At 35.4% G+C, this 22865-nt stretch carries 16 protein-coding genes; 11 read left to right on the forward strand and 5 right to left on the reverse strand.

The genetic code is table 11. The annotated features are described in order from the left end of the window. The first annotated feature begins 723 nt into the window (after window positions 1-723). Complete coding sequence (locus ACP6PL_RS27585) at window positions 724-1149, forward strand: hypothetical protein (RefSeq protein ID WP_426548539.1); 426 nt, start codon at window positions 724-726, stop codon at window positions 1147-1149. A gap of 362 nt (window positions 1150-1511) precedes the next feature. Here the strand turns inward: ACP6PL_RS27585 and ACP6PL_RS27590 are convergent, their stop codons facing one another. Both ACP6PL_RS27590 and rpaB read right to left on the reverse strand, forming a co-directional pair. Next, window positions 1512-2156 (reverse strand): cofactor assembly of complex C subunit B, encoded by a 645-nt coding sequence (locus tag ACP6PL_RS27590; RefSeq protein ID WP_426548540.1) that lies wholly within the window; start codon window positions 2154-2156, stop codon window positions 1512-1514. 232 nt (window positions 2157-2388) lie between these two features. Beyond that, on the reverse strand, window positions 2389-3120 hold the full coding sequence (gene rpaB, locus ACP6PL_RS27595; RefSeq protein WP_426548541.1) for a response regulator transcription factor RpaB: 732 nt from the start codon (window positions 3118-3120) through the stop codon (window positions 2389-2391). 164 nt (window positions 3121-3284) lie between these two features. On the opposite strand from rpaB, the gene radA reads away from it, so the two are divergent. The 3 genes from radA (at window position 3285) to ACP6PL_RS27610 (ending at window position 7041) form a co-directional block, all read left to right on the forward strand. Next, window positions 3285-4832, forward strand: coding sequence for a DNA repair protein RadA (radA, locus tag ACP6PL_RS27600; RefSeq protein WP_426548542.1), 1548 nt, complete (start codon window positions 3285-3287; stop codon window positions 4830-4832). A gap of 552 nt (window positions 4833-5384) precedes the next feature. After that, window positions 5385-5930: a DNA-binding protein gene (locus ACP6PL_RS27605; protein WP_426548543.1), complete on the forward strand. Its 546-nt coding sequence runs from the start codon at window positions 5385-5387 to the stop codon at window positions 5928-5930. Window positions 5931-6813: 883 nt separating this feature from the next. Next, window positions 6814-7041, forward strand: coding sequence for a hypothetical protein (locus ACP6PL_RS27610; protein ID WP_426548544.1), 228 nt, complete (start codon window positions 6814-6816; stop codon window positions 7039-7041). Window positions 7042-8119: 1078 nt separating this feature from the next. Here ACP6PL_RS27610 and ACP6PL_RS27615 read toward each other — a convergent pair. Beyond that, window positions 8120-9415: a glutamyl-tRNA reductase gene (locus ACP6PL_RS27615; protein WP_426548545.1), complete on the reverse strand. Its 1296-nt coding sequence runs from the start codon at window positions 9413-9415 to the stop codon at window positions 8120-8122. A gap of 127 nt (window positions 9416-9542) precedes the next feature. On the opposite strand from ACP6PL_RS27615, the gene ACP6PL_RS27620 reads away from it, so the two are divergent. After that, complete coding sequence (locus ACP6PL_RS27620) at window positions 9543-9680, forward strand: hypothetical protein (protein ID WP_426548546.1); 138 nt, start codon at window positions 9543-9545, stop codon at window positions 9678-9680. 395 nt (window positions 9681-10075) lie between these two features. Here ACP6PL_RS27620 and glpX read toward each other — a convergent pair whose 3' ends face one another. Next, window positions 10076-11113, reverse strand: a complete 1038-nt coding sequence (gene glpX, locus ACP6PL_RS27625) for a class II fructose-bisphosphatase (protein ID WP_426548547.1) — start codon at window positions 11111-11113, stop codon at window positions 10076-10078. A 317-nt stretch (window positions 11114-11430) separates the two neighbouring features. Between glpX and ACP6PL_RS27630 the strand changes: the two genes are divergently transcribed. From ACP6PL_RS27630 to ACP6PL_RS27655, 6 genes are all read left to right on the forward strand, one after another. Further along, complete coding sequence (locus ACP6PL_RS27630) at window positions 11431-11763, forward strand: thioredoxin family protein (RefSeq protein WP_426548548.1); 333 nt, start codon at window positions 11431-11433, stop codon at window positions 11761-11763. Between the two features lie 839 nt (window positions 11764-12602). Continuing rightward, window positions 12603-13799: an LL-diaminopimelate aminotransferase gene (locus ACP6PL_RS27635; RefSeq protein ID WP_426548549.1), complete on the forward strand. Its 1197-nt coding sequence runs from the start codon at window positions 12603-12605 to the stop codon at window positions 13797-13799. A 787-nt stretch (window positions 13800-14586) separates the two neighbouring features. Then, window positions 14587-15696, forward strand: coding sequence for an NF038130 family PEP-CTERM protein (locus ACP6PL_RS27640; protein ID WP_426548550.1), 1110 nt, complete (start codon window positions 14587-14589; stop codon window positions 15694-15696). Between the two features lie 797 nt (window positions 15697-16493). Beyond that, window positions 16494-16907, forward strand: coding sequence for a hypothetical protein (locus tag ACP6PL_RS27645; protein ID WP_426548551.1), 414 nt, complete (start codon window positions 16494-16496; stop codon window positions 16905-16907). Between the two features lie 216 nt (window positions 16908-17123). After that, on the forward strand, window positions 17124-17327 hold the full coding sequence (locus tag ACP6PL_RS27650) for a hypothetical protein (RefSeq protein ID WP_426548552.1): 204 nt from the start codon (window positions 17124-17126) through the stop codon (window positions 17325-17327). Between the two features lie 282 nt (window positions 17328-17609). Further along, window positions 17610-18371 (forward strand): HpsJ family protein, encoded by a 762-nt coding sequence (locus ACP6PL_RS27655; RefSeq protein WP_426548553.1) that lies wholly within the window; start codon window positions 17610-17612, stop codon window positions 18369-18371. Between the two features lie 264 nt (window positions 18372-18635). Here the strand turns inward: ACP6PL_RS27655 and ACP6PL_RS27660 are convergent, their stop codons facing one another. After that, window positions 18636-22787 carry a response regulator gene (locus ACP6PL_RS27660; protein WP_426548554.1) on the reverse strand — a complete coding sequence of 1384 codons (4152 nt, stop codon included), beginning with the start codon at window positions 22785-22787 and terminating at the stop codon, window positions 18636-18638. Between the last annotated feature and the right edge of the window lie 78 nt (window positions 22788-22865).

Raw genomic sequence — 22865 nt, forward strand, 5'->3', positions numbered from 1 at the left:
TTTAACCAGAGGTAATTATCAATTATCCATTATCAATTATCAATTAATGAACTATTTCCAGTAATATGTTTTCCCTCAAGCATAGAAAATTTTTTTTCAGATATTAAATGTATATACTATGTATTAATTAAGCAGGTACACAAAATTAATTACACATTTTTTCAGACTAAATCCCTTATACTGTATACCTCACATCAAATTAGGGTAGGTAAACAATTTTGTTTAGGTGCTTACTAATAAAACATTTTGAGTCATATATGGGTTGGGTAACTAAACTCCTGAAAACTTATGAAGTTTTGCTGAATGAATGTATGATTTTGCTAAGTTATAAATGAGGTTTATAGATTTCAGCTATTTATTTATACTCACCCATTAGCAACCCCATTTATTAATCCTAACTACAGCCTGTAGTAAGTAGGTAGGTTTAATTATCCGTACAATAGCAATGAAAATTTAACATGGTGAGAGCCTATTGGGAACTTGCTTATAGGTTCTTTTTAAGATTTTTTTTTAACCTTTATTTATGGCTACCTACTTAATATTATTTTAAATTAATATTTAATAGATGTGTTAAAAGATTAACTTTGGATTGATACCTGATAAATGCAAGTTCATTTTTTCAGAAGTTTCCTTTCAGGATAACAGCTTTCTTTAAAGATTACTATTTATAAAGTACGACCAAAGCAAAACTTTCAAACTAAAATATTTTTTATTAAGAAAAAAATGAAACAAATTGCTTTAATAACAACAGTGTTAATAACTTCAAGCTTAACAATTTATCCTATAGAGGTTTTATCCCAAAATGCTCCTAGTTATGTACCTGGATATTGGCAACCACAAGCCCAAGCAGCAGATCCAAAAAAGCCAATTATACTCAAGATTTTAAATCAGACTGGAAAAACTCTTAACTATAGCTTAGTTCCAGAGACAGAAAGACTTTTACCAGCAGGAAAAAGTACAAATATTAAAGTTGATTTACCAAACTTACCAGGTGGTTATGGGACAGTAAATATATACAATGAAAATCTACTTACTTATGAATATAGTGCAGAGGATAATGTAGTTACTGTTAGAGTTAAACCAGGTTCAGAAGCAACCGACCATAAATCAGTTTATATTTCTCCTACTGGTAGAGTTTACTCTTTTTAATTACTAATTAGACGTCAGGTAGTCACAAAGAAAATTATCACACTAGTGCAGGATGACGGAAATAAGTGACCAGTGACAAAATACTCAAAGCCTTACCAATCAAAACTTCTGAATTCTGAATTCTGAATTCTGACTTCCGCGTAGCGGTACTAGCTATCCACTAAGTCAAACAGAAAGTATTCTTAGGTAAAACTGCTATGGCGTTTCTCAGGCTAATGAGCTACAACTATTTTTATTTCTTTTCTATTACCTATTCCCTGTTCCGTGTTAACTGTTCCCTAAAAAAAAGTAATTTTGTACCTCAATAGCATGGGAATTGCTATCTCGCAAGCTAAATCATTCCCTGTTATCTGAGGACAGTCCTATAATTTTTTTGATAGGGTATCTGTCAATTTATCTGCTATTCCTGAAATCCAATTTTCATCTTGTTTAGTGTAACTCCGAGGTGCATTTGCAGCCAAAATCATTACACCATTCTTGCCAATAGGTTGACAAATTACACCTTGAGTATTTTCTGGTAAATAATTAAACTCAATACGACCTGGATAAACTTTTAAATCTACTAAATAAATAGGTTTTTGTTTCTCCAAAACTCGCTTTAAAATAGCTCCTGGTTGTACTTGCGATTCAGATGGTAAAATTCCTCTTCTTAATAAAATTTTCCCTTGATACCAAATAATAACAGTTTTAGTAACTGTATTAGTTAATAATAAACTAGAAGCCCAAGCAAGTTCGGTTTTAGCTATTTCTGATAATTCTGGCAATAATTCAAATCCTGATTCACCAATTAATTTGACAGTATTAGGAGAGCGTGGTTGTATTTGCTGCCAAAGTAAACCATTCAAAATTAAAAAAGCACTTAAAATTACTCCTACTACATCGGAACGAGCTTGAGGAGCTAAAAGATTAGGGGTGAAAAATCGATTAATCATTAGTAGAATTCCACCTAATCCTCCTACTATTATAGGAAGTATGCGTAAGACTTGATTTTTGTCTGATTGAGTCATATTTTCAGGAAGAAGTAAGAAGGTGGAAGGAAGCAAAATAAAGGTCAGGACTTACAGTCTTTTTTTTGTTATAAAAATTATATTTAGTGTGGGTAAACACCTTTTATGTCGGCGACAGCCGTTTTACTACAGGTCTTATGCCGACATTATGATAAATTTTAGATACTGAAGAGCCGAATCTCTAATTACTAATAATTAGCTAACTTTTGAATGCAATGAATTTAACTATATTTTAACCAACTTCACCAGGTTCAGTAATACGTTGGAATAAATAACCAGTACCTCGTGCAGTTAAAATCAATTCTGGATTACTTGGATCTTCTTCCAATTTAGCCCTGAGCCGAGAAATATGAACATCAACTACTCGCGTATCTACATGACGCTCTGGAGTATAACCCCAAACTTCCTGCAAAATTTCAGAACGAGAAAAAGGCTCTCCAGAACGACTTACCAATAACTCCAATAAACTAAACTCCATACCAGTCAGTCTAATCCTTTCATCACCTTTATAAACCTGACGCTTATTAGTATCTATTCTAATACTACTGACTTGGATAACACCAGAACTGGGAATACCATTAGCCCCATTTTTATCTACCCGACGTAATACAGAACGAATTCTTGCTTCTAATTCTTTTGGAGAAAAAGGCTTCACTACATAATCATCAGCACCTAACTCTAAACCCGTGATTCTATCTGCAACATCTCCCAAAGCAGTTAGCATAATGATGGGAATATCTGACTCTTTGCGCAACTCTTGACAAACACCATAACCATCTAATTTAGGCATCATCACATCTAATACTACCAAATCTGGCTCTGTCTTGTGAAAAGTTGCCAAAGCTTCTTCCCCATCAGCAGCAGTAACAACATCATAGCCAATCATTGACAGTCGAGTTTCTAAAATTCGACGGATACTTGCTTCATCATCAACAACCAATATTTTTTCTTTATGACTTTCCAATTTTCCTAAATCTCCTTAACTAAGCTTTATGATTATATTAATTTTTTTAACTCTATCATCAAAATAACAACAGAAATTACCATTTTTTACTACTCCTAAGCTTAGAATGAGTTAAACTTTGGGCTTTTTTATATTTGCTGGTAAATATTAAATTATTTTAAGAAATGCCAAAACAGAAAACAAAGTATGTATGTACAGAATGTGGGTATGAGTCTTCCCAATTTCTAGGTAGATGTCCTGGGTGTAATACTTGGAATTCTCTAAAAGAGGAGATAGAACAATCAACTACAAATGCTCTACAAAGATTAGGGTTGACTGATATTGGCATTGGTTCTCAAACATCTGAAGGAGATGATTCTTCTGGTCAACCAAGGGCATCTTTTCTATTATCCCAGATTTCTGACCAAACTTTGTCCAGAATGCCTTCTGGGTTTGAAGAGTTAGACAGGGTACTTGGTGGTGGAATTGTTCCTGGTTCTTTGGTGTTGATTGGTGGAGAACCTGGTATTGGTAAGTCTACTCTTTTGTTACAGGTGGCTAATCAGTTGTCTAGTAGATGTCGGGTTTTGTATGTGTCGGCGGAAGAGTCTGGACAACAAGTGAAATTACGTTCTCAACGTTTAATTGTCAACTTCAATGAAGTAGAAGATAAGGATAATGTTTCAAATGTTGAGAAGGATGAGGATTTATCCTCTGATGAAAATCAAGAAAACAATGGTAATTCTGAATCTATAAAAGACTCTACTATAGATTCTCAGGAAAATTTATTTTTATTACCAGAAACAGATTTAGAAGTAATTTTGAGAGAGTTAGAATCTCTCAAACCTTATTTAGCAGTAATTGACAGTATTCAAACTATTTATTTTGCTTCTTTGACTTCTGCTCCAGGTTCAGTTGCTCAAGTTCGCGAATGTACTTCTGCCTTAATGCAGGTGGCAAAACGGGAAAATATTACCTTATTAATAGTCGGTCATGTAACTAAAGATGGTGCTTTAGCAGGTCCTCGTGTTTTAGAACATTTGGTAGATACAGTTTTATATTTTGAAGGCGATCGCTTTGCTTCCCACCGTTTGTTGCGCTCTATGAAAAATCGTTTTGGTGCTACTCACGAAATTGGAGTATTTGAAATGGTGGCTAATGGTTTAAAGGAAATATTAAACCCATCAGAATTATTTCTCGGAAGTAGGGATGAGTATTCTTCAGGAACTTCTACAGTTGTGTCGATGGAAGGTACTCGCCCCATAGTTGTAGAAATTCAAGCTTTAGTAAGTCCAGCAAGTCATGGTTCGCCTCGACGTTCTACTACTGGAATTGATAGTAGTAGGTTACAACAGATTTTGGCAGTGTTGGAAAAACGGGTAGGCATTCCTTTATCAAAGTTGGATACTTATGTGGCGACCGTAGGAGGTTTGAGTGTGGAAGAACCCGCAGCAGACTTGGGAATAGCTATTGCTGTGGTGGCTAGTTTTCGCGATCGGGTAGTTGACCCCCGAACTATTTTGCTAGGAGAAGTAGGATTGGGTGGGCAAGTCCGACCTGTGTCTCAGTTAGAGTTGAGATTAAGGGAAGCTGCCAAGTTAGGTTTTAAAAAGGCAATTATTCCCAAAGGTCAGCAACCACCAGATTTAGGAATGCGTATTTTGCCCATTGCTAAGGTGATAGATGCAATTATTGCTTCTATTCCAGCCCAACCTCCAACTATGGGGAGTTGAACTAGGATGTGGGGAGTGTGGGAGGAGATCAAATCTTGTCTGCTCCAAATTCTAACTTTATTGAGCTCTTTGGGCGGAAAAGCTAGCCTTTTTCAAGGACTATTAAAGCCTCAACCCTTTACCTGTGAATGATTTTATATTTAATCAGCCAGCTTTATTTATAGTATTGTCGTGTCAAGCTTGAAAATGTGGATTAAAAAACCTAACCCCCCAACCCCCTTCCCTACAAGGGAAGGGGGGGAATTTCTCCCCTCTCAAAAGCAGGAGAGGGGCTGGGGGAGAGGTCTTCAAGGTTACTCGCTCCTAACCCACCATTTTAGTCTTGACACGCCAGTATAGTGAGGTTAGGCAATACAGCGGCCACACTTGCGCCAGCACTTCTTTTAGAATGAAACACTGCCTTCCCACACTTCCCACACCCTTCTTTTTTCCGCAAACCCTAGACTAGGGATTTTTTTTTATGTGAAGCACCCCAAATGTATAAATTTGTAATTTTTGTATTGTTTAGTATTATTCTGCTATACGCAATAGTAAAATATATAATTAAATCTTATGGTTATTGGTACTACTGAAGCGGCCTCTTTATTAAGTATTTCTGCTCAACGAGTCCGAGTTTTACTCAAAGAAGGTCGCATTCAAGGCGCTCGGAAAATTAATGGTCAGACTTGGGGGATTCCTCTTTACAAAGGAAAACCAAGGGTCTCTAGTAGAAAACGTGGCCCCAAACCCAATTGGCTTCCTCAGCGCCACTGCGGTAAAAATACAATTCATTTCAATCGACTTAATATAGAGAAAAATAGAAAGCTCAAAAAGGTCGATCTTCAAGCAAAATTTGAATATGTACTTACTGCTCAACGTGGCTCTGAGATTTTAGGTAAAGGTCACGAAATGGAGATTAACGGTCCTTGTCGGATTGTTTATCGACCAGACAAGCCTCATAGTTGTGGAGCGACTGTGTGGATTGAGACTTTAGCAACAGTAACCGTGTTTAATTTTGATGGTACAGTAGAGCGAGTTGATAGTAGATGGGTTTGGGAAGAAGAGGAAATGTGGAAAATCAATAAGAAGAGCATTGAGGAATTAATTAGGATTAGCTAATTCCTCTCCTAAAAATATAAAAGCATTGACAGAGAAATAAGGTGCATTTTTAAGTTTTGAAAAAGTACCTGGTTTTGAGCTGTTCATTCTCAAAAAATTAGCATTTCTGGCGCTTAGTTGGGCAAAAAAATTACTCCGCTACTCCTTAAAACAGACTTTTTCAGCAAAGCCGAATTATAGTTGTTTAACTTAAGATTGAGACAAGTGTTTCTTCCTATTAAAGGATTTAAGCTGTCGCGATCGCCATTTTCCAAAATAGGTTCTAATTGTTTTGACTCATAATTATGATTTTCCTATCAATTTTTTATTTTGTAGATTTAAAGCTATTGCTAATATCATAAAAATACTCAATCACCAAGCTAATTTTCATCTTTTTCTCCTCTTTCAAATGTTACTAAGTAAGATTTTGCCAACAGTATCAGTTTTTTCACTATCTGGTTAGCTCTTTTCTGATAAATTGAAGAATTAAATAATAAGACTTTTTCTGTGATGGAAAAAGAAAGGTTAAACAACGCTGAGAGGTCTGATAATGAATCGCTATCCTAATTTCTGGCTTACATTACTACTTGCTATTATACTTATACCACCATTTGTTTTGAGAACCCTATTATAACGTCTTGAAGCTTACCCTTCAATCCTTCTACCTTCAGGAGCGACAAGGATTTATTTAAGAGATAAAAATGTCACTTTTAATAGAATTAGCCTTTGGGGTAAGCATGAAAAAAACAATACTTGGAAGAGAATTAATCTAGAAACTTTTTGGTCACCTTTTCTCAGACAATATCTTTTCCCAATAGTAAAGAATTCACTAGGCTTAGAATCAGACAATAAGAAAATTACCAGAACCACTGATAAGTTCTTGATTAATAAAGTAGCTCAAACAATGAATAATATTTGGAGCGATAAGATAACTCCCGATGAAGTAAATGATGCTAAACGCTGGTGGCGCAAGAAATTAGAGCAGTCTGGATATGCTCCTGCTGAATTAAGGATCAACTCCGAAAAAGTGACATATAATATTGAAACTAGCAAAATCATTAGGATTACAGCACTTTTTAGGATGGTGAGGTACACTTCAAGACTAATCTCTCTTTCCTATTCACTGAAGTAATAAAACTTTGTACCTCACTAACTCCGAAACTGCTGTAAGAGGAGTGATGAAAAAATTTTTAGATTGGATTGAAGTTAAGCTTGAACTCTTGTGGCGAAAAGCTGAATATGCTTCAGAAAATGACAATCAGAGTCTATCTTTGCTGCGAATATTATATGGTTTATAGTAATATTTGTAGCCCCTAGTTTTTCTTGGATTGGGAAAGTTCCTCAAAGTTTATTTCTTCCTCCTATTTTTAGTCTTGGAAATTTTTTTGATGATTTCCCCAGTTACTTTTGGTTACTGATGATTGATATTTTGCTAATCATTTGTACAATTGCTCTCTTGCTTGGTGTAAAGGCAAGATACGCAGGTATTTATTATGTTTTTTAACTTTTATAGGAAATTCATTTAAATTCTCTTTTAAGCTCTTTTCTCAAGAATTATCAAATACAGTGGAATAAAACACAAACTATTCTTTTTATATCTACGATAATTAGTGTAATTACTATTCATCACCTATTCCATTTTTTTTTAATAATTCATTTGAAGCTTTGGCAATTTATGCACTTCCTCTGGTTGGAAATAGGCTAGAATTTGGACTCTATCTAGGCTTATTCATTTGGATACTCACTTCTTGTGTAATTGGATTAGCAACTATAGGAATCAGGAATGATTGATAAAAGTGAAGTGTAGTTTTTTATAGGATAAGAAATATCGTAAGTTTTCCTTGTAAAGATTACATATATCAATATCTTTAATTTTGTTAATTTTGTGTACCTCTTATTTATCGCAGTTTTCATTAATATAGAGTACAGAGATTTGGGTTTCAAGGAATAAGGAAGAAGGCTTTAGTTATCTAGGAGAGAAGGAAGAAATTTTGTAGTCTACCTTTGTGAAAACCGCTATATATTAGCTTTTTGAACCTTATTAGCAAAAAAAATGATAAGGGAAATAAGTTTGGCAACAGGAATAAAAGGTAATAAAATTGAAGTATTGGTATCACATTTATCCTAAACTATACTTTTTATTCAACTAAAAAAATTAAGTAGATTGATAGTAGGGTATTTATACCCCACTAAACTAGCCAACTCATCAACTAAACAACTTTCCCAGAACTCACTTCCGTCTCCAAATTAAACAAAAGTTGTAAAGTCTCCATCGCATGACGCCTTGCCTCAATATCTTGTTGTGCCCTTAACTGCACCATTGGGTCGTGCAAAATTTTATTCACAATACCCCTAGTTAAAGCCTCAATTACTTCTTGATGTTTTTCCGCAAATTCTGAACCTAAACGAGATAAAGCTTTTTCCAATTCCTGTTCCCGAATAGTCTCGATTTTTTGTCGTAAAGAATTAATAGTTGGAACCGTTTCTAAACTTTTCCACCACACATCAAAAGCTTCCACTTCTTCCTCTAATAAAACCTCAGCTTCCATAGCCATTTGCCGACGACTTTCTTGATTTTGAGCCACAACCGCCTTTAAATCATCCACATTAAAACAACGAACATTCGGCAATTCACTCACATCAGTAGCAATATTACGAGGTACAGAAATATCTACCAACATTACAGGTTTTACAGGGTCTAAAATTACTTCTAATTTAGCCTTATCTAAAATCGGTTCAGTTGCACCAGTGCTAGTAAAAACTAAATCAGAATCAGCAATAACCTGACCCATTTCTGACATAGAATAAACACTTATATCAGCATCTTTAAAACTATTTGCTAAATCCTGAGCGCGTCCCACAGAACGATTAATAATAGATATCTTATTTGCCCCTTTCGCTAATAAATGTTGGACCAGTAATTTTGACATTTTACCAGCACCAACAATAGCCACTCGATAATTAGATAAATCCTCCAATTTCATCTGAGCTAATTCTACTGCAGCAGAACTAATAGAAACAGCACCAGTACCAATACTTGTTTCTGTCCGAACCCTTTTTCCAGCAGTTACAGCTTGCTTAAATAAACGGTTAAGAATCCGTCCAATACCTTTATATTGTTGTCCGAGTTTATGAGTTTGTTTAACCTGAGCTAAAATTTGCCCTTCACCTAAAACTAAACTATCTAATCCAGCCGAAACTCGCATTAAGTGCATAATAGAATCTTCATGGAGTAACATAAATAAGTGAGGGCGAAGCTGATTTAAAGGTATTTTACTAGAGTCAGAAAGAAATTGAGTGACTTCCCGAATACCGGGCTGCATTTCATTAGTAACTACATAAATTTCTAAACGATTACAGGTACTAAGAATTCCTACTTCTTGGGTATAAGTTCCATTACATAATTGAGTAATTGCATTTTGTATTTCTGTTTCTGGAATACTTAATTTTTCTCTAACTTCGACTGGGGCTGTTTTATGACTAAGTCCTATTACTGCAATATTCATATAATTTTTATTTTGTTAATTTTTTGTTCTTTTTGATTCAAATGCCGTCCTTAAGAGCGGAGTTTTCAACCATGAATTAGGAGAAATTTATATCGTTTTAGCGTCGATTATAACTTACTCAAAAAAAATGAGGCAGGTTTTACCAGATATTAGGGTATTAGTCATCCATCAACAGTTAATATTTTTAACAGGCTTGTTTAAGACTTACACTATATTGTCTCAATTAGTGGTGTGCTTTGGTGGAGAGAAAAATCTACCACCATAAACTTTGATAAATTTTAACTATTAACTATTTGATGGATGGTTAAACAAGCAGTCAGCACTCAGCAATAAGTAATATCATTTTTTTTTACTTACGAGAAGGGGATTTTTCCCTCTTAAACCATCCGGTGCAATAGTTGCTGAATTTTTTAGCTTGGGTTAAAAACCTGATAGCTGTTTGAGGAGCATTCCGTGGCGGAAATGCTAAAAGCTGATAGCTGGTTCAAATTTTTGCATCTCAATATTTAAGTTAAAACCTACCCCAAAACACTAATAATTCCTCAACCATCCAAATTGATATGAGGAATTAGTTATGAGGAATTAATTATGACCTTATGACTGTTATTTTGTAGGTCATTTTTTAGTTTGGATATGCTCTAAATTCATCCAATACTATTTTTATCTCAGTTCCAGTTTTTTTGATTCTCCAAACATATGCACAGTATCTACGAACCGAGCAGTTTTTGACTGAGAAGAAATAACTAGACTTTGAGTCCGAGCACCATGAGGGAAGAAGCGTACTCCTTCCATTAAAGTACCAGGAGTAATACCACAAGCTGCAAATAATACTGTTTCTCCAGAAGCTAAATCTTCAGCATTGTAAATCTTGTCTGGATCTTCAATACCCATTTCTTTGAGTCGAGCCATGTTATCTTCTTTGCTTTCTCCAATTAAACCAGTTTTAACAATAGCTGGGTCATAAATCAGTTGTCCTTGGAAATGGCCTCCTAAAGCACGCATGGCTGCTGCAGAAATTACTCCCTCTGGTGCAGCACCAATACCCATCAAAGCATGGATATTTGTACCTGCAAATGCACAAGAGATAGCTGCAGAAACATCACCATCACTAATGAGGCGAACCCTGGCACCAGCTTGACGAATTTCATTTATTAGGTCTTTATGACGGGGGCGATCCATCACTACAACCACCAATTCATCAACAGAACGTTCCATGCAGTCTGAAATAATCTTGAGATTGTCGGTAGCTGACTTATTAATATCTACATGATTTTTGGCTACTGCTGGTGCTGCTAATTTTTTCATATAGACATCTGGTGCTGCTAATAGACCACCTTTCTCAGAAATAGCTAATACTGCCATAGAACCATTTTGACCATAGGCAACTAGGTTTGTACCTTCGCAAGGGTCAACTGCTATGTCAATCTCAAGTAGCTGATCTACGTCACAGACATCTTTAGCATTAGGCTGAGTACAAATTCCTACTTCTTCCCCAATGTAGAGCATAGGAGCTTCATCTCGCTCCCCTTCTCCAATAACGATACGACCTCTCATGTGAATTTCGTTCATGCGTTTCCGCATAGCTTCTACAGCTACTTCGTCTGCAGTATTTTTCTCACCTTTTCCCATCCAACGAGCAGAGGCGATAGCTGCTTGTTCTACTACTTCGATGATTTCTAAACCAATTACGTTATCCATGAATTTTTATTCTCCCAACTGCTGAGGAAAACTTTTTTGTTTAGTTCTCCCAGTGTTAAAGTCTATCAGAGGCGGGGATCAAGTTAGGACTTTGTGAGGGGTGAGTTGATGTAAAGTTTTATTGAGGGAGTCATAAGTCATAAGTCATAAGTCAGAGGTCAGGATTGTGAAGATGATGGTTGACGGCCTCAAGAATAATTTAGGAAAATTTATTAGTTTGGGTAGAGTTTTGGTTACCTAGTTAATTTTGATCAAATGAGCAGCAATAATAGAAAATCTTTATTAGAAAATTTTAGTAAATATGGAATGGAAGAAACGTGAGTAGCAATGTGATTGTCATTACTGATTCTGAGTTTGAAGCTGAAGTCCTTAAGTCAGAAAAGCCTGTATTAGCTTATTTTTGGGCTACTTGGTGTGGTCCATGTAAATTAGTAGCTCCTTCAGTGGAAAAGGTGGCCACTGAGTATAGCGATCGCCTAAAAGTGGTAAAGATGGAGGTCGATCCTAACCCTGAAACTGTCAAGTTATATAAGGTAGAAGGACTTCCTGCACTTAGACTGTTTAGGAATGAAGAATTATTAATCTCCCATGAAGGGAGTATTACCCAGAAAAAGTTAGTTGAGATGTTAGAAGCTCATTTAGATAATTAATTTAGATAATTAATAATTAATAATTGATACTCCCTTCCCGCTAGAAGATTACCTAGCTAAATTTGGCTATAAACTATATCCTGCAATAATCTAATGATTATCATCTTTCACCGGGAAGGGAGTAATTATTGAGAATTGAGAATTGAGAATTGAGAATTAATTAATTAGGGATTGCTGATTAATTATGAAAGTATTGACAGATGAAGACTTGAGCATTTTTGAGCCCTTAAAAAGTAACAGCTTTTTGGTGGATAGAGCTGCAAAAAGTTATTATTTTGAGATGATTATGGCAGAAAAATTGAGGAATAATTTTTCGAGTACCTCTCCTATAATTCCCATTTCTCCTGTCTCCTGTCTCCTGTCTCCTGACTATTACCCTTACCCATAAAACTTTTGAGCGCAAACCCTAATTAACTAACCAGTACTTGATTCTAGATTCTTGAAAAATGCAGTTATCAAAACGTTTAGAACCTCTGAGCTTTAATGTCTTTGCTGATATGGATCGGGCTAAAGCAGGGGCAATCGAATTGAGAATTGAGAATTGAGAATTAATTAATTAGGGCTTGCTGATTAATTATGAAAGTATTGACAGATGAAGACTTGAGCATTTTTGAGCCCTTAAAAAGTAACAGCTTTTTGGTGGATAGAGCTGCAAAAAGTTATTATTTTGAGATGATTATGGCAGAAAAATTGAGGAATAATTTTTCGAGTACCTCCCCTATAATTCCCATTTCTCCTGTCTCCTGTCTCCTGTCTCCTGACTCCTACCCTTACCCATAAAACTTTTGAGCGCAAACCCTAATTAACTAACCAGTTCTTATATTCTAGATTCTTGAAAAATGCAGTTATCAAAACGTTTAGAACCCCTTAGCTTTAATGTCTTTGCTGATATGGATCGGGCTAAAGCAACGGCAAAGGCAGCAGGGCAAGATTTAATAGATTTGTCTCTGGGTTCTTCTGACTTACCAGCGCCTTCCCATGCTTTGTCAGCGATCGCTCAATCTCTACAAGATTCTTCTACTCATGGTTATTCGTTATTTTCTAACACTGAAGCTTTTCGCCAGGCAGCAGCTCAGTGGTATAATAATAAGTTTGGCATTTCTGTAGATCCGGAAACTGAAGTTTTACCTTTAATTGGTTCCCAGGAGGGTACGGCTCATTTACCTTTGGCTGTTCTGAATCCTGGGGATTTTGCTTTGTTGCAAGACCCTAGTTATCCTTCTCATAGTGGTGGGGTTTATTTGGCGGGGGGTCAGGTTTACCCCATGCCTTTATTGGCAGAGAATAAGTTTTTGCCTGTTTTGGCAGATATTCCTCAATCTGTTTTGGCTCAGGCAAAGATGATGGTTTTGAGTTATCCTCATAATCCAACGACGGCGATCGCTCCTTTATCTTTTTTGGAAGAGGCTGTGGCTTTTTGCCAAAAACATAATTTGGTTTTAGTTCACGATGCTCCATATTTAGATTTTGTTTTCGACACATTTTCTGAAGCTCTCGGTAAACAGGCTCTGGCTCCTTCGATTTTTCAAGCTGACCGAGAAAAAAGTGTGTCTATAGAATTTTTTACTATGTCTAAGTCCTATAGTATGGGAGGTTTCCGAGTTGGTTATGCTATTGGTAATGCTCAGTTGATTCAGGCTTTGCGACAAGTTAAAGCTTGTATTGACTTTAATCAGTATCGGGGCATTCTCAATGGAGCGATCGCTGCTTTAACTGGTCCACAAGAGGTAGTGAGAGAAACTGTGGAGATTTTTCGCCAACGTCGGGACATTTTTGTTGGGGCATTGGAGAAAATTGGTTGGCCTGTGCCAATGCCATCGGCCACCATGTATGTTTGGGCAAAGTTGCCAGAATTATGGGCAAATGATTCTGTGGGGTTCTGTGTGGGCCTAGTGGAAAGTACGGGTGTAGCGGTTGCCCCTGGAGCTGGTTTTGGTAAAGCGGGAGAGGGATATGTGAGGTTTGCTTTAGTTCATAAGCCGGAAGTTTTGTCAAGGGCTGTGGAGAAAATTTCGGTGTTTTTAGGAGGCTCGTAGTAGGGCTTTAGCCCGAAAATAGATAGTTCGTAGTAGGGCTTCAGCCCGAAAATACATCTTTAATATCAAAGTCAGGATGATTAATTATTGAAGGACGCAATCTCGCGCAACCCCTGAAATTATTTCTTATCGTCGCAATAAAAACTGTTCAGGCAGATTCTATATAAGGGGCTAAAGCCCTACTACAAACAAATTTTCAGCTTGAATCTGAAGATAATTATTTTAGGGGCTAAAGCCCTACTACAAACAAATAATGTTTTGCCTGAGAATGTGAGCTAATTAAGTTTAAAGGTAGTTATAGTGGGTGTTTCCAGAGAATGTTTTAGGGAAATACCCACTTTTAATTTGCAGCTAGTTGAAATGGAAAAATGTGGTTATTAGTAATAAGTATTAATTGATTACACGGAGAATTAATTTATTTGATTTATTGATACTTACGTGTAATTACATAAGTAATTTCAACTATGTCTTATAGGGAGTAAAACTTCACTAAAACTTTATATAAAACTATAGACATTTGATTTTAAACCTGCTTATAATAGGTTTAAGCGAAAAGAAAAAAGCTTAAATCGACTGGCAAACAATATAAATCCTAACTACAGGTGCATTGTTACACAAAAGACCAAATAAGAATCATAAGTATCGGTGATTTGAAACACACATAATATCTTGTTACTTATGTTTTGATGAATTTAATAGATAAATTTCCATTTAACCAGTTGTTTATAAGTTTTTTAGCCTAGCTAACTTTTACAAAACACAAACCAAATTAAGGAGACTAAAGATTATGGCAGGAATAGTAAAGAAATTTTTAGCAAGCGCTTCTGTTGTAGTTGGTATGAGTGCAGTATTCAGCGCTCCTGCAATGGCTGCAAAGTTTAATGTTTCTGGAACAGACTACGATGTATTTGGTACTTATGACTATGATACTTACAGATATTATAATATAGATGGTCAATACGATGGATATGGATGGGGTATAGATGATACAACATATAAATTATCCCAAACAGAAATAAATAACCTTGGTGGCATAAACAGCGTCAACGTCATAGATCAAATCTTGGCAGGAAATAGCAGCGCACCTGGTGCGAACATTGAATTAGGTGCTAGTAGTGAGGATGGTAATAGCGGAATAGTTGAACTGAGTTTTCAAAGTAATAATGGTCAGACTGTTAAAATCAGCAATGATATTGAATGGACTGACGACCTTTCTAGAAACTGGTTCTCTGGAATCTGGGAGCAGGTACAAGAAGCAACTATAGAGTCTAAGAAAGAAGCTTTTGCAGAGTCTTATGCAATGAGATTTGTAGAGTCTACTAGCGAGCCAATGTACGATTACTACAAGATGGATGGAGAACAATTTTTTGATAATAATTATCGAGCACTGTACGAGAATTACGAGAGAGGATTAAGCTCCATACTAGGGTTATCATCAGATGCTGCTTTTGACGCATTGACAAGTTGGAATTATATGGATGATATCCTTGGCATGGGTAGTGACCCTAATATCTCTTACATATCTGAAGATGCTGTGAATCTCACAGTTGGTTTAGCAGGTCACTACAATCTAGCTGACCGAGTATCAGAAGAGCTAGCTGGACAACGTGGCATATTGGCATACTTATTAGAAGGTGTTCAAGCTAGCGAAGTGTTTGCATTACAAATTGATGGAGTTGAAGGTACTGATTACTTCTGGAGTAATTCTGCTACTTATTCTGGACTAAAGAATGTTGAGGATCGCTTCTCTCACAATGGTAATTATGAAGTTAGCATCAACAAAGAAGATTTTGGAGGTGGTGTTTTATCTGAAGATGTACCTGAGCCTTCTACAGTATTAGGTCTAATGGCTATCGGTGGTTTAGTTGCAGCAACTAAACGCAAGTCTCAAAAGTAAAATTTTAGAAAAGCATTAGAATAGCTTCTTTGTTTGTTAGTGAGTATGAAAGTTGGGAATAGGGAGTCAATGAGACTCCCTTCTTTTCTTTGTTTGAGTTATTTTTACTCCTTCAGGAAGTAATTTCATAAATTGTACAGATAGAATCCTGAAAAATTTTCATTGTAACGAGCAATCTTAGAAGTTGTGCGAGATTACTTCTTTCCACTCCGTCAATCGCAATGACTATACAATAACTAATCATATCGGATTAGGGACGTACAAAAATTATAAGTAATAAGTAATAAGGGTTTCTCATGGAACGAGGCACACAACAATAAGTTATTTAAATGGACAACAGCTTAGTGGACTGACATAGCTAATTCTGTGAATTTAGATCATTGGATTAGGAAGCGGATTCATCTTATTAAATGGTGAGATCATTTTTATGACTTTGCTGAACCAAGGGATGAATCTTTACAAAAGGTAAATTCCACTATCTAAAACTATAATTCCATAACGCAAATATGCAACGTCTTTTGCTAGAGCAATAATACAAGCTTTAATTATAATTATTCAACTAGATTATCTTCTAAATAAAAAAACCCTCTTGTTTCGGAGGGTTTTTATTGACAAATAAAATAGTTCAGATTTGACTTAAATAGAAGAATTTTTTCCCAGAGAAAAATGTTAATTAGTCACCATAAACCTTACAATCACTTGTGATTTCAACGAAATCTAATGCCTTGTTATAGTCTTCAGGATGATTATTCTTTAAACAGGTTGCTGCTTGTATCGCAGGGGTAGGATTGCCCGCCATGAAAGTAGTTAATCTGGTAAAAGCTTCTGGCGGACTACTAGCAACACATAGTTTAGCAGAGTCTGATAATGCCATAGTAGCAGCAACTGGGTTGGTTATCCTACACCATTCAACGTCTGTTGATTGTGATATTTGTGCAGGAGGTGTAAATAAACTTGGTACTGATGGTGGTGCTGGTGGTGCTGGCGGTGCTGGTAATGGTGGTGCTGGAAATAAGGATACTGGTGGTGCTGCTGCTGGTGCTGGTGGAAATAAGGATGGTGGTGGTGGTAGTTGTGGGAAACTAAATGGAAATGCTCTAGCGGTTGGAGCAAATCCCAAACTTAAAACTACAGTAGAAACAATAGCTGTTAATAACTTTTTCATAGGTTTCCTCTTAGTATTTACAAAATTTAAGATTGACAAGTTATAAATTAGTACCTATGGAAACAAGGCTGTTAAGTAACTTATCTTTAAATCCAAGTATTAGCAGTTTTAATCTAAGTGAGATAGATTTATTTATTTGCTGAAACTCAAAAATTACTTTAGTTTTTTAGTTACAAATATATGGTAGCTAGAAAAAACAAGAGCGTCAATTAGAGTAAATACGGAATTATTTATGAAGCTATTATGAAGTTTCAGAAATGATATGCAAAAAGAAATAGATATGGTATTAGAAATTATTGCCCCAGAATTAGAATTTTGTCGATTATATTATGTCGGGATAAACACTAACTGTAAAGTCATTGCGACGGTTATGGAGTGGAAGGAAGTAATCTCTTATGTTTTAGATATGTTTTTCTATTTATTCCTAATGGCAACTCTTGGAACCGGAAATGATATTACAAACTAAATATAATTTGGTCAGATGACCTCTAATATTACTAATAGTTGCTCGAAATAATTTTTCTATTGTAAATTTTTGGCTTTTTTCCCTGGCGATCACTAACCGTATTTTATCTATTATATTGTCCCTACGTTCTGATTTTTGAGAAACCCTAGGTATTGAGTGGAGTGGTGTTAACTCATAGGTAATTTTGTAGATTGCAAAAGCTTACCTAAAACCTATAACCTTCTTCAAATTAGAGCCACAAACAGGATAAAATTATGGACAACTATATTATGAAATTAAAGTATGAAAGGAAGTAATATTAGTCCAGTACCAGCTCTAGCAGCCAAATTTCTGAAATTATCTGGTATTATTGTGATACTTTTCACAATCATCAATTCTGTTTTGCTCTTATTTCCTCTAAATTTTGGAGATATAGACTGGCGACTCAGTTTCACGACGCAGATAATTGAACGAGGTATTTTACCAATATTAGGAATAGCTCTAATGTTTTGTGGTTATGCTTTTGAAGAGATTGTTGGTATTGCCTCACCAGAAGCAAAAGTTAGTTGGAATAGCTTAAAGTTCTGGATTTACTTGCTATCTTTATTTTTGGGAATTATGTTTTTGCTATTAATTCCTCTACATATTAGCACTGAAGTAGCTAGAAGTAATCAGAATTTGGAAAAGCTAAATGAGGAAGCTGTTATTGCTCAAAAGCAATTGGAAGAGCGTTTAGGTGAAAGACAAAGTTCTCTAGCTAGCTTACTTAAAAATAATCAGAGATTAGAAGAATATATTAGTCAGGAGCAACTTACTAAAGAGCAATTATCTGAATTAGAAAAATTTAAAAATAATCCCACTGCTTTGAAAGTAAGAACAGAAGAAATTCGCGAGGAACTCACAAAACAATTAGAGAAAAATAAACAAAAAGCACAACAAAGTGCGCAACTAACAGCAGTTAAATCTAGTGTCAGAATAGGTCTAACTAGCTTATTATTAGCTAGTTGTTATTTAACAATTGGTTGGAGTGGGTTTACGGGTAAACCTAGAAAAGTTCGCCAATAAGGGGCAGGTTCTGCCATTAATTTTGATGGTGATAATTGAATTAACTCAATTTGCCCCAAACCCATGAATACCCCACAAACCCATGAATAAATATTCTGGAATTAATGGTGATGGGGAGTGGGTTTATTATAGTTATTGTTGGGTATGTAATTGAAGGTATAAAACCACCCCTACCGGATTAATTTTTGAGGTTGTATTGATTGTTGTGGCATTTCGTGATTAATATTAATATTGCAACATTTTAGGTGTGTCACACCACTGCTACTATTTCTGTAGCTCTAATTTCAAAGCATTAATAACTTTTTCATACTCAACTTTAACCTCAGCAAAAATATCTATTGCTTCTGGTGGAGTAGAATTTCCCGACTCATAAGCTAAACGAGCTAATACTTCTAATTTCTGACAAACCTGATAAAGATTCATCGCACCTAAAGTACCACTAATAGACTTCAAAGAATGAGCAGCATTCTTAAGTATTAATGGGTCAGCTTGATTAATAGCAATATTAATATTCTCTAGCAGCTCTGGAGAAGTCTTTAAATAAATTTCTATTACTTCATCTAGAGCTTCTACTTCTCTCAAACTTTCTATTACCTTACTCTCAAGAATAGTCTTTTCAGTAGAAATATTATTATTCTTTTCCTCCGTTTCTGGAAAAGTATTTAATTGTGGAAAATTCGGTTTTTCCTTCCCCTCAAAAACAAGAGGTTTACATTTACTCAAAGCTTCAATAAGCTGCTCCATTTGTATAGGTTTACTAATATAATCATCCATTCCCGCAGCGATACATTCTTCGCGATCGCCCTGCATTGCATTAGCAGTCATAGCAATAATTCTAGGTCTTACCTGAGAAGCTTTTTCTGGATATTCTACGGGATTTTCGTATTCTTGCCGAATTCGACGAGATGCTTCTAAACCATCCATCAAAGGCATTTGCACATCCATCAAAACCACATCATAAGGCAAACCAAATACAGCCTCTAAAACCTCTAAACCATTACTAGCAACATCAGCACGATATCCCATCCGTTGTAAAATTTGTAAAGCCACCTTTTGATTAACTAAATGGTCATCAGCTAATAATATTCGCAATGGTAATTCTTCTGCTAATAAAGGAATTACCTCAGAATTCCATTTACTATTATTTGTGACTCTAACTTGAATACCTTGACCATAAAAAATATTTAGTAATACTTCATAAAGCTGAGATTGTTTGACAGGCTTATTAATAACTGCTGCAAATAATTGATGAGAAAGATTAATTTCTTGCTTACCTAAAGAAGAGAGAAGTACCAGAGGTAAATCTTGATAAATTTGATTTTGGCGAATTTTTGTAGCTAAAGTCAAACCATCAATTTCTGGCATTTGCATATCTACAATTGCTACATCAAATTTCTTCTCTATCGCAATTAATTCTAAAGCATGATTAGCATTTTCAGCAGTGCTAACTATCATCCCCCAAGATTCAGTTTGTTTTAACAAAATTTTTCTATTCGTACTATTATCATCAACGATTAATATTCTTTTATCTACTAAATTATGTTGAATACCATCTAAATAATTAGTTTCAATTAATTTATCTTTAACAGTCTGAATACTACATTTATTGACTATTGTAAAATAGAAAGTTGAACCAGATATTTCATTTATATTAGCCGACTTTTCATCTAAAGTAGATAATCTATAACCTGCTGGGGGAGTACCTCCAATTACACTCATACTTTCAACCCACATCTGACCACCCATCATTTCAGCTAATCTTTTACTAATAACTAATCCTAAACCTGTACCCCCATATTCTCGACTGGTAGAAGAATCAACTTGACTAAAAGACTTAAATAAACGATTCATACGACTAGCAGGAATGCCAATACCTGTATCTTTAACTGAAAATTGTATTTCGTATATCGGCCAAATATCACAAGTATTAAATTCGGAAATATTTTCTGCTGCTAAATTTTGTAAATTTTCCTCTGTTTCTAGCCTTCTTCCACTAACAGAAACTAATACCTCACCATGAGAAGTAAACTTCACAGCATTACTCAAGAGATTAACTAAAATTTGACGTACCCTAGTAATATCTCCGAGCACCATAGTTGGAGTTTCTGGGTCAATAAAATAGGTAAGCTCTAATCCTTGTTCGCAAGCTTTTGCTGCTAATAAATCAATAGATTCTTCCAGACAAGTTTGTAAATCAAAAGGATGTTCTTCTAAGTCTAATTTTTCTGATTCTATTTTCGAGAAATCAAGGATATCATTAATCAATGAGAGTAAAGCATCACCACTACTACGAATAGTCTGAACAAAATCTTTTTGGTCTGATTCGAGAGGAGTATCTAATAGTAGACCAGTCATACCAATAACTGCATTCATTGGAGTTCTAATTTCATGGCTCATAGTTGCGAGAAATTCACTTTTAGCTCTAGTAGCAGCAAGTGCTTCATCTCTAGCTTTTGCTAAATCAGTTGCTGTTTTTTGACGCTCTAATTCTCCACCTATCCACTGCGCCATTAGTTTTAATAATTCTTGATCTACAGCTTTAAAAGGTTCGCTAAGAGGTTGAGGACTCCAGAAATTAAGAGTACCGTAAACTGAACCTTCAACCATAATTGGCACTCCCATATAAGCTTCGATGGGGAAAACCATATCTATGCTGGAATAAAAACCCGAATATTTAATAGATTCAAAACATATTGGTTCTTCTCCTATAGCCGCAAAAATAAAAGTTTTTTCTAAGTCAAATTTTTGTCCTCTAGTAATAGAATTATCAGGACTTTTAGCTGCAACAATAGTATAGTGATTATTCTCTATTCGAGATAATACTCCTATTTCTAGACCAAATTTTTTACACCCCATTTCTAATAATTGTTGGAGGCGATAATTAAAACAAGAACTTAGGTAACTATCTTGATTTTTATGTTGATAAGGAGCAGCAGTTATTTGATATAATTTACGGATAGCCGCTTCACTTTCTTGTAATTCCTGTTCTCTTTGTTTACGATCAGAAATGTCACGAGAAACTGCAATAATTTCTTGTACTTTCCCAGTTTCTGGATGGCGGATTGTGCGAGCGGTAGTTTCAAACCAAATGTATCTACCATCTTGATGAAGGATACGGTATGTAAGAGTATAAGTTACTGGTTTTTTGAGAATAGTATAATAAGCTTTGGCAAGTAGTCTAGTATCTTCAGGTGCAAAAAATTGTTCTGGATGAGTACCTACAAGTTCAGATGGAAAATATCCCATCAGATTATGACAAGCGGGTGAAATATGAAGAAAAACTCCATCCCAAGAATGACGAGAAATCATATCAGTGGAGTTTTCTGCCATTAGTCGATAGCGTTTTTCAGTGTCTTGATGGTTAAATTGAGAATTTTCTAATGCTTCAAGCATTTTATTCATAGTCTCTGCCAGACTAGACAACTCATCATTGCCTGGCATTGATACACGGGTTGAAAGGTTTCCACTGGAGGCTATTTTCTTTACAACTTTGCTGAATCTTGAAACGCGGGAGACTACCAATTTTTCTATAACTGCAATTGTCACCACACAAAAAACGAAACCTACTATTACCCATGAAAGAATAAAGTAACCCCAGAGCGATCTACCGTGATGGTGAATTATTCGATCTATTTCTACTTGTAAAATTAGAGCGGGTTGACCGTAAATATCTTTAATAATTGTGTAGCCAGCTATTTTATTAGGACTCAGGGGTTGTACGACTATTTCTGAAGTTTTAAGTTGCTGATTAATTTGTAGTGAGTTATTTCCCCACCGACTAACAGTTAGTGATAATTTTTGTGATTCAGCTAACCTGTCTATCATTGTATTATCTAGGTAGCGTCCCACAATTAGGGTATCGCTGCTCAAACTATCTTTTTCATTAGGAACAAGAGTAGTAGCAATTAGGAGAGGTGCTTCTGGTAAAATAATAATACCTGTTTTGGGAAGATAATTTTCCTGCCCTAGATTTTGAAGTAGAGGTAGATGTTTTTTTAAGCTTTCAGGTATTAGTATTTCTGTTTGTTTATCTCGATCCAATCCTTGACTAAATAAAATTTCTCCTTGAGAATTCAGTCGTAATATTAAATTAAGTTTTTGATTAATAAAAAAGTTTTTAACTAAATTGAAATTAATCAATTCCTCTATAGCTAAGTTAGCATCAGGTTCTAGTTTATTCTCATTAGCAAATTTTTTTGATAATAACAATATTGTATCTTGTTTTGCTATGGCAGATAAATTGGACAACTCCTCATCTAGTCCATTTAATCCTCTGCCAACATCTAGACGAACGTAATCTGCCTCCAAATCTTGGAAGTCATAAAGCAACATCATTGATGCTGTGGTACACAAGACCACTATAAGACTAGCGATCGCTGTACTAATAATTATTAGTGTCTTTTGACGAAGTTTCATCGGGTTGTTATTTATTGATCCTATTCAGCAACCAGTCACCCATTTTTATTGCTCTTGTTGGAGCATAAAAACTGTGGA

It is taken from the genome of Dapis purpurea BLCC-M126, assembly GCF_050015975.1.
GTDB lineage: Bacteria > Cyanobacteriota > Cyanobacteriia > Cyanobacteriales > Microcoleaceae > Trichodesmium.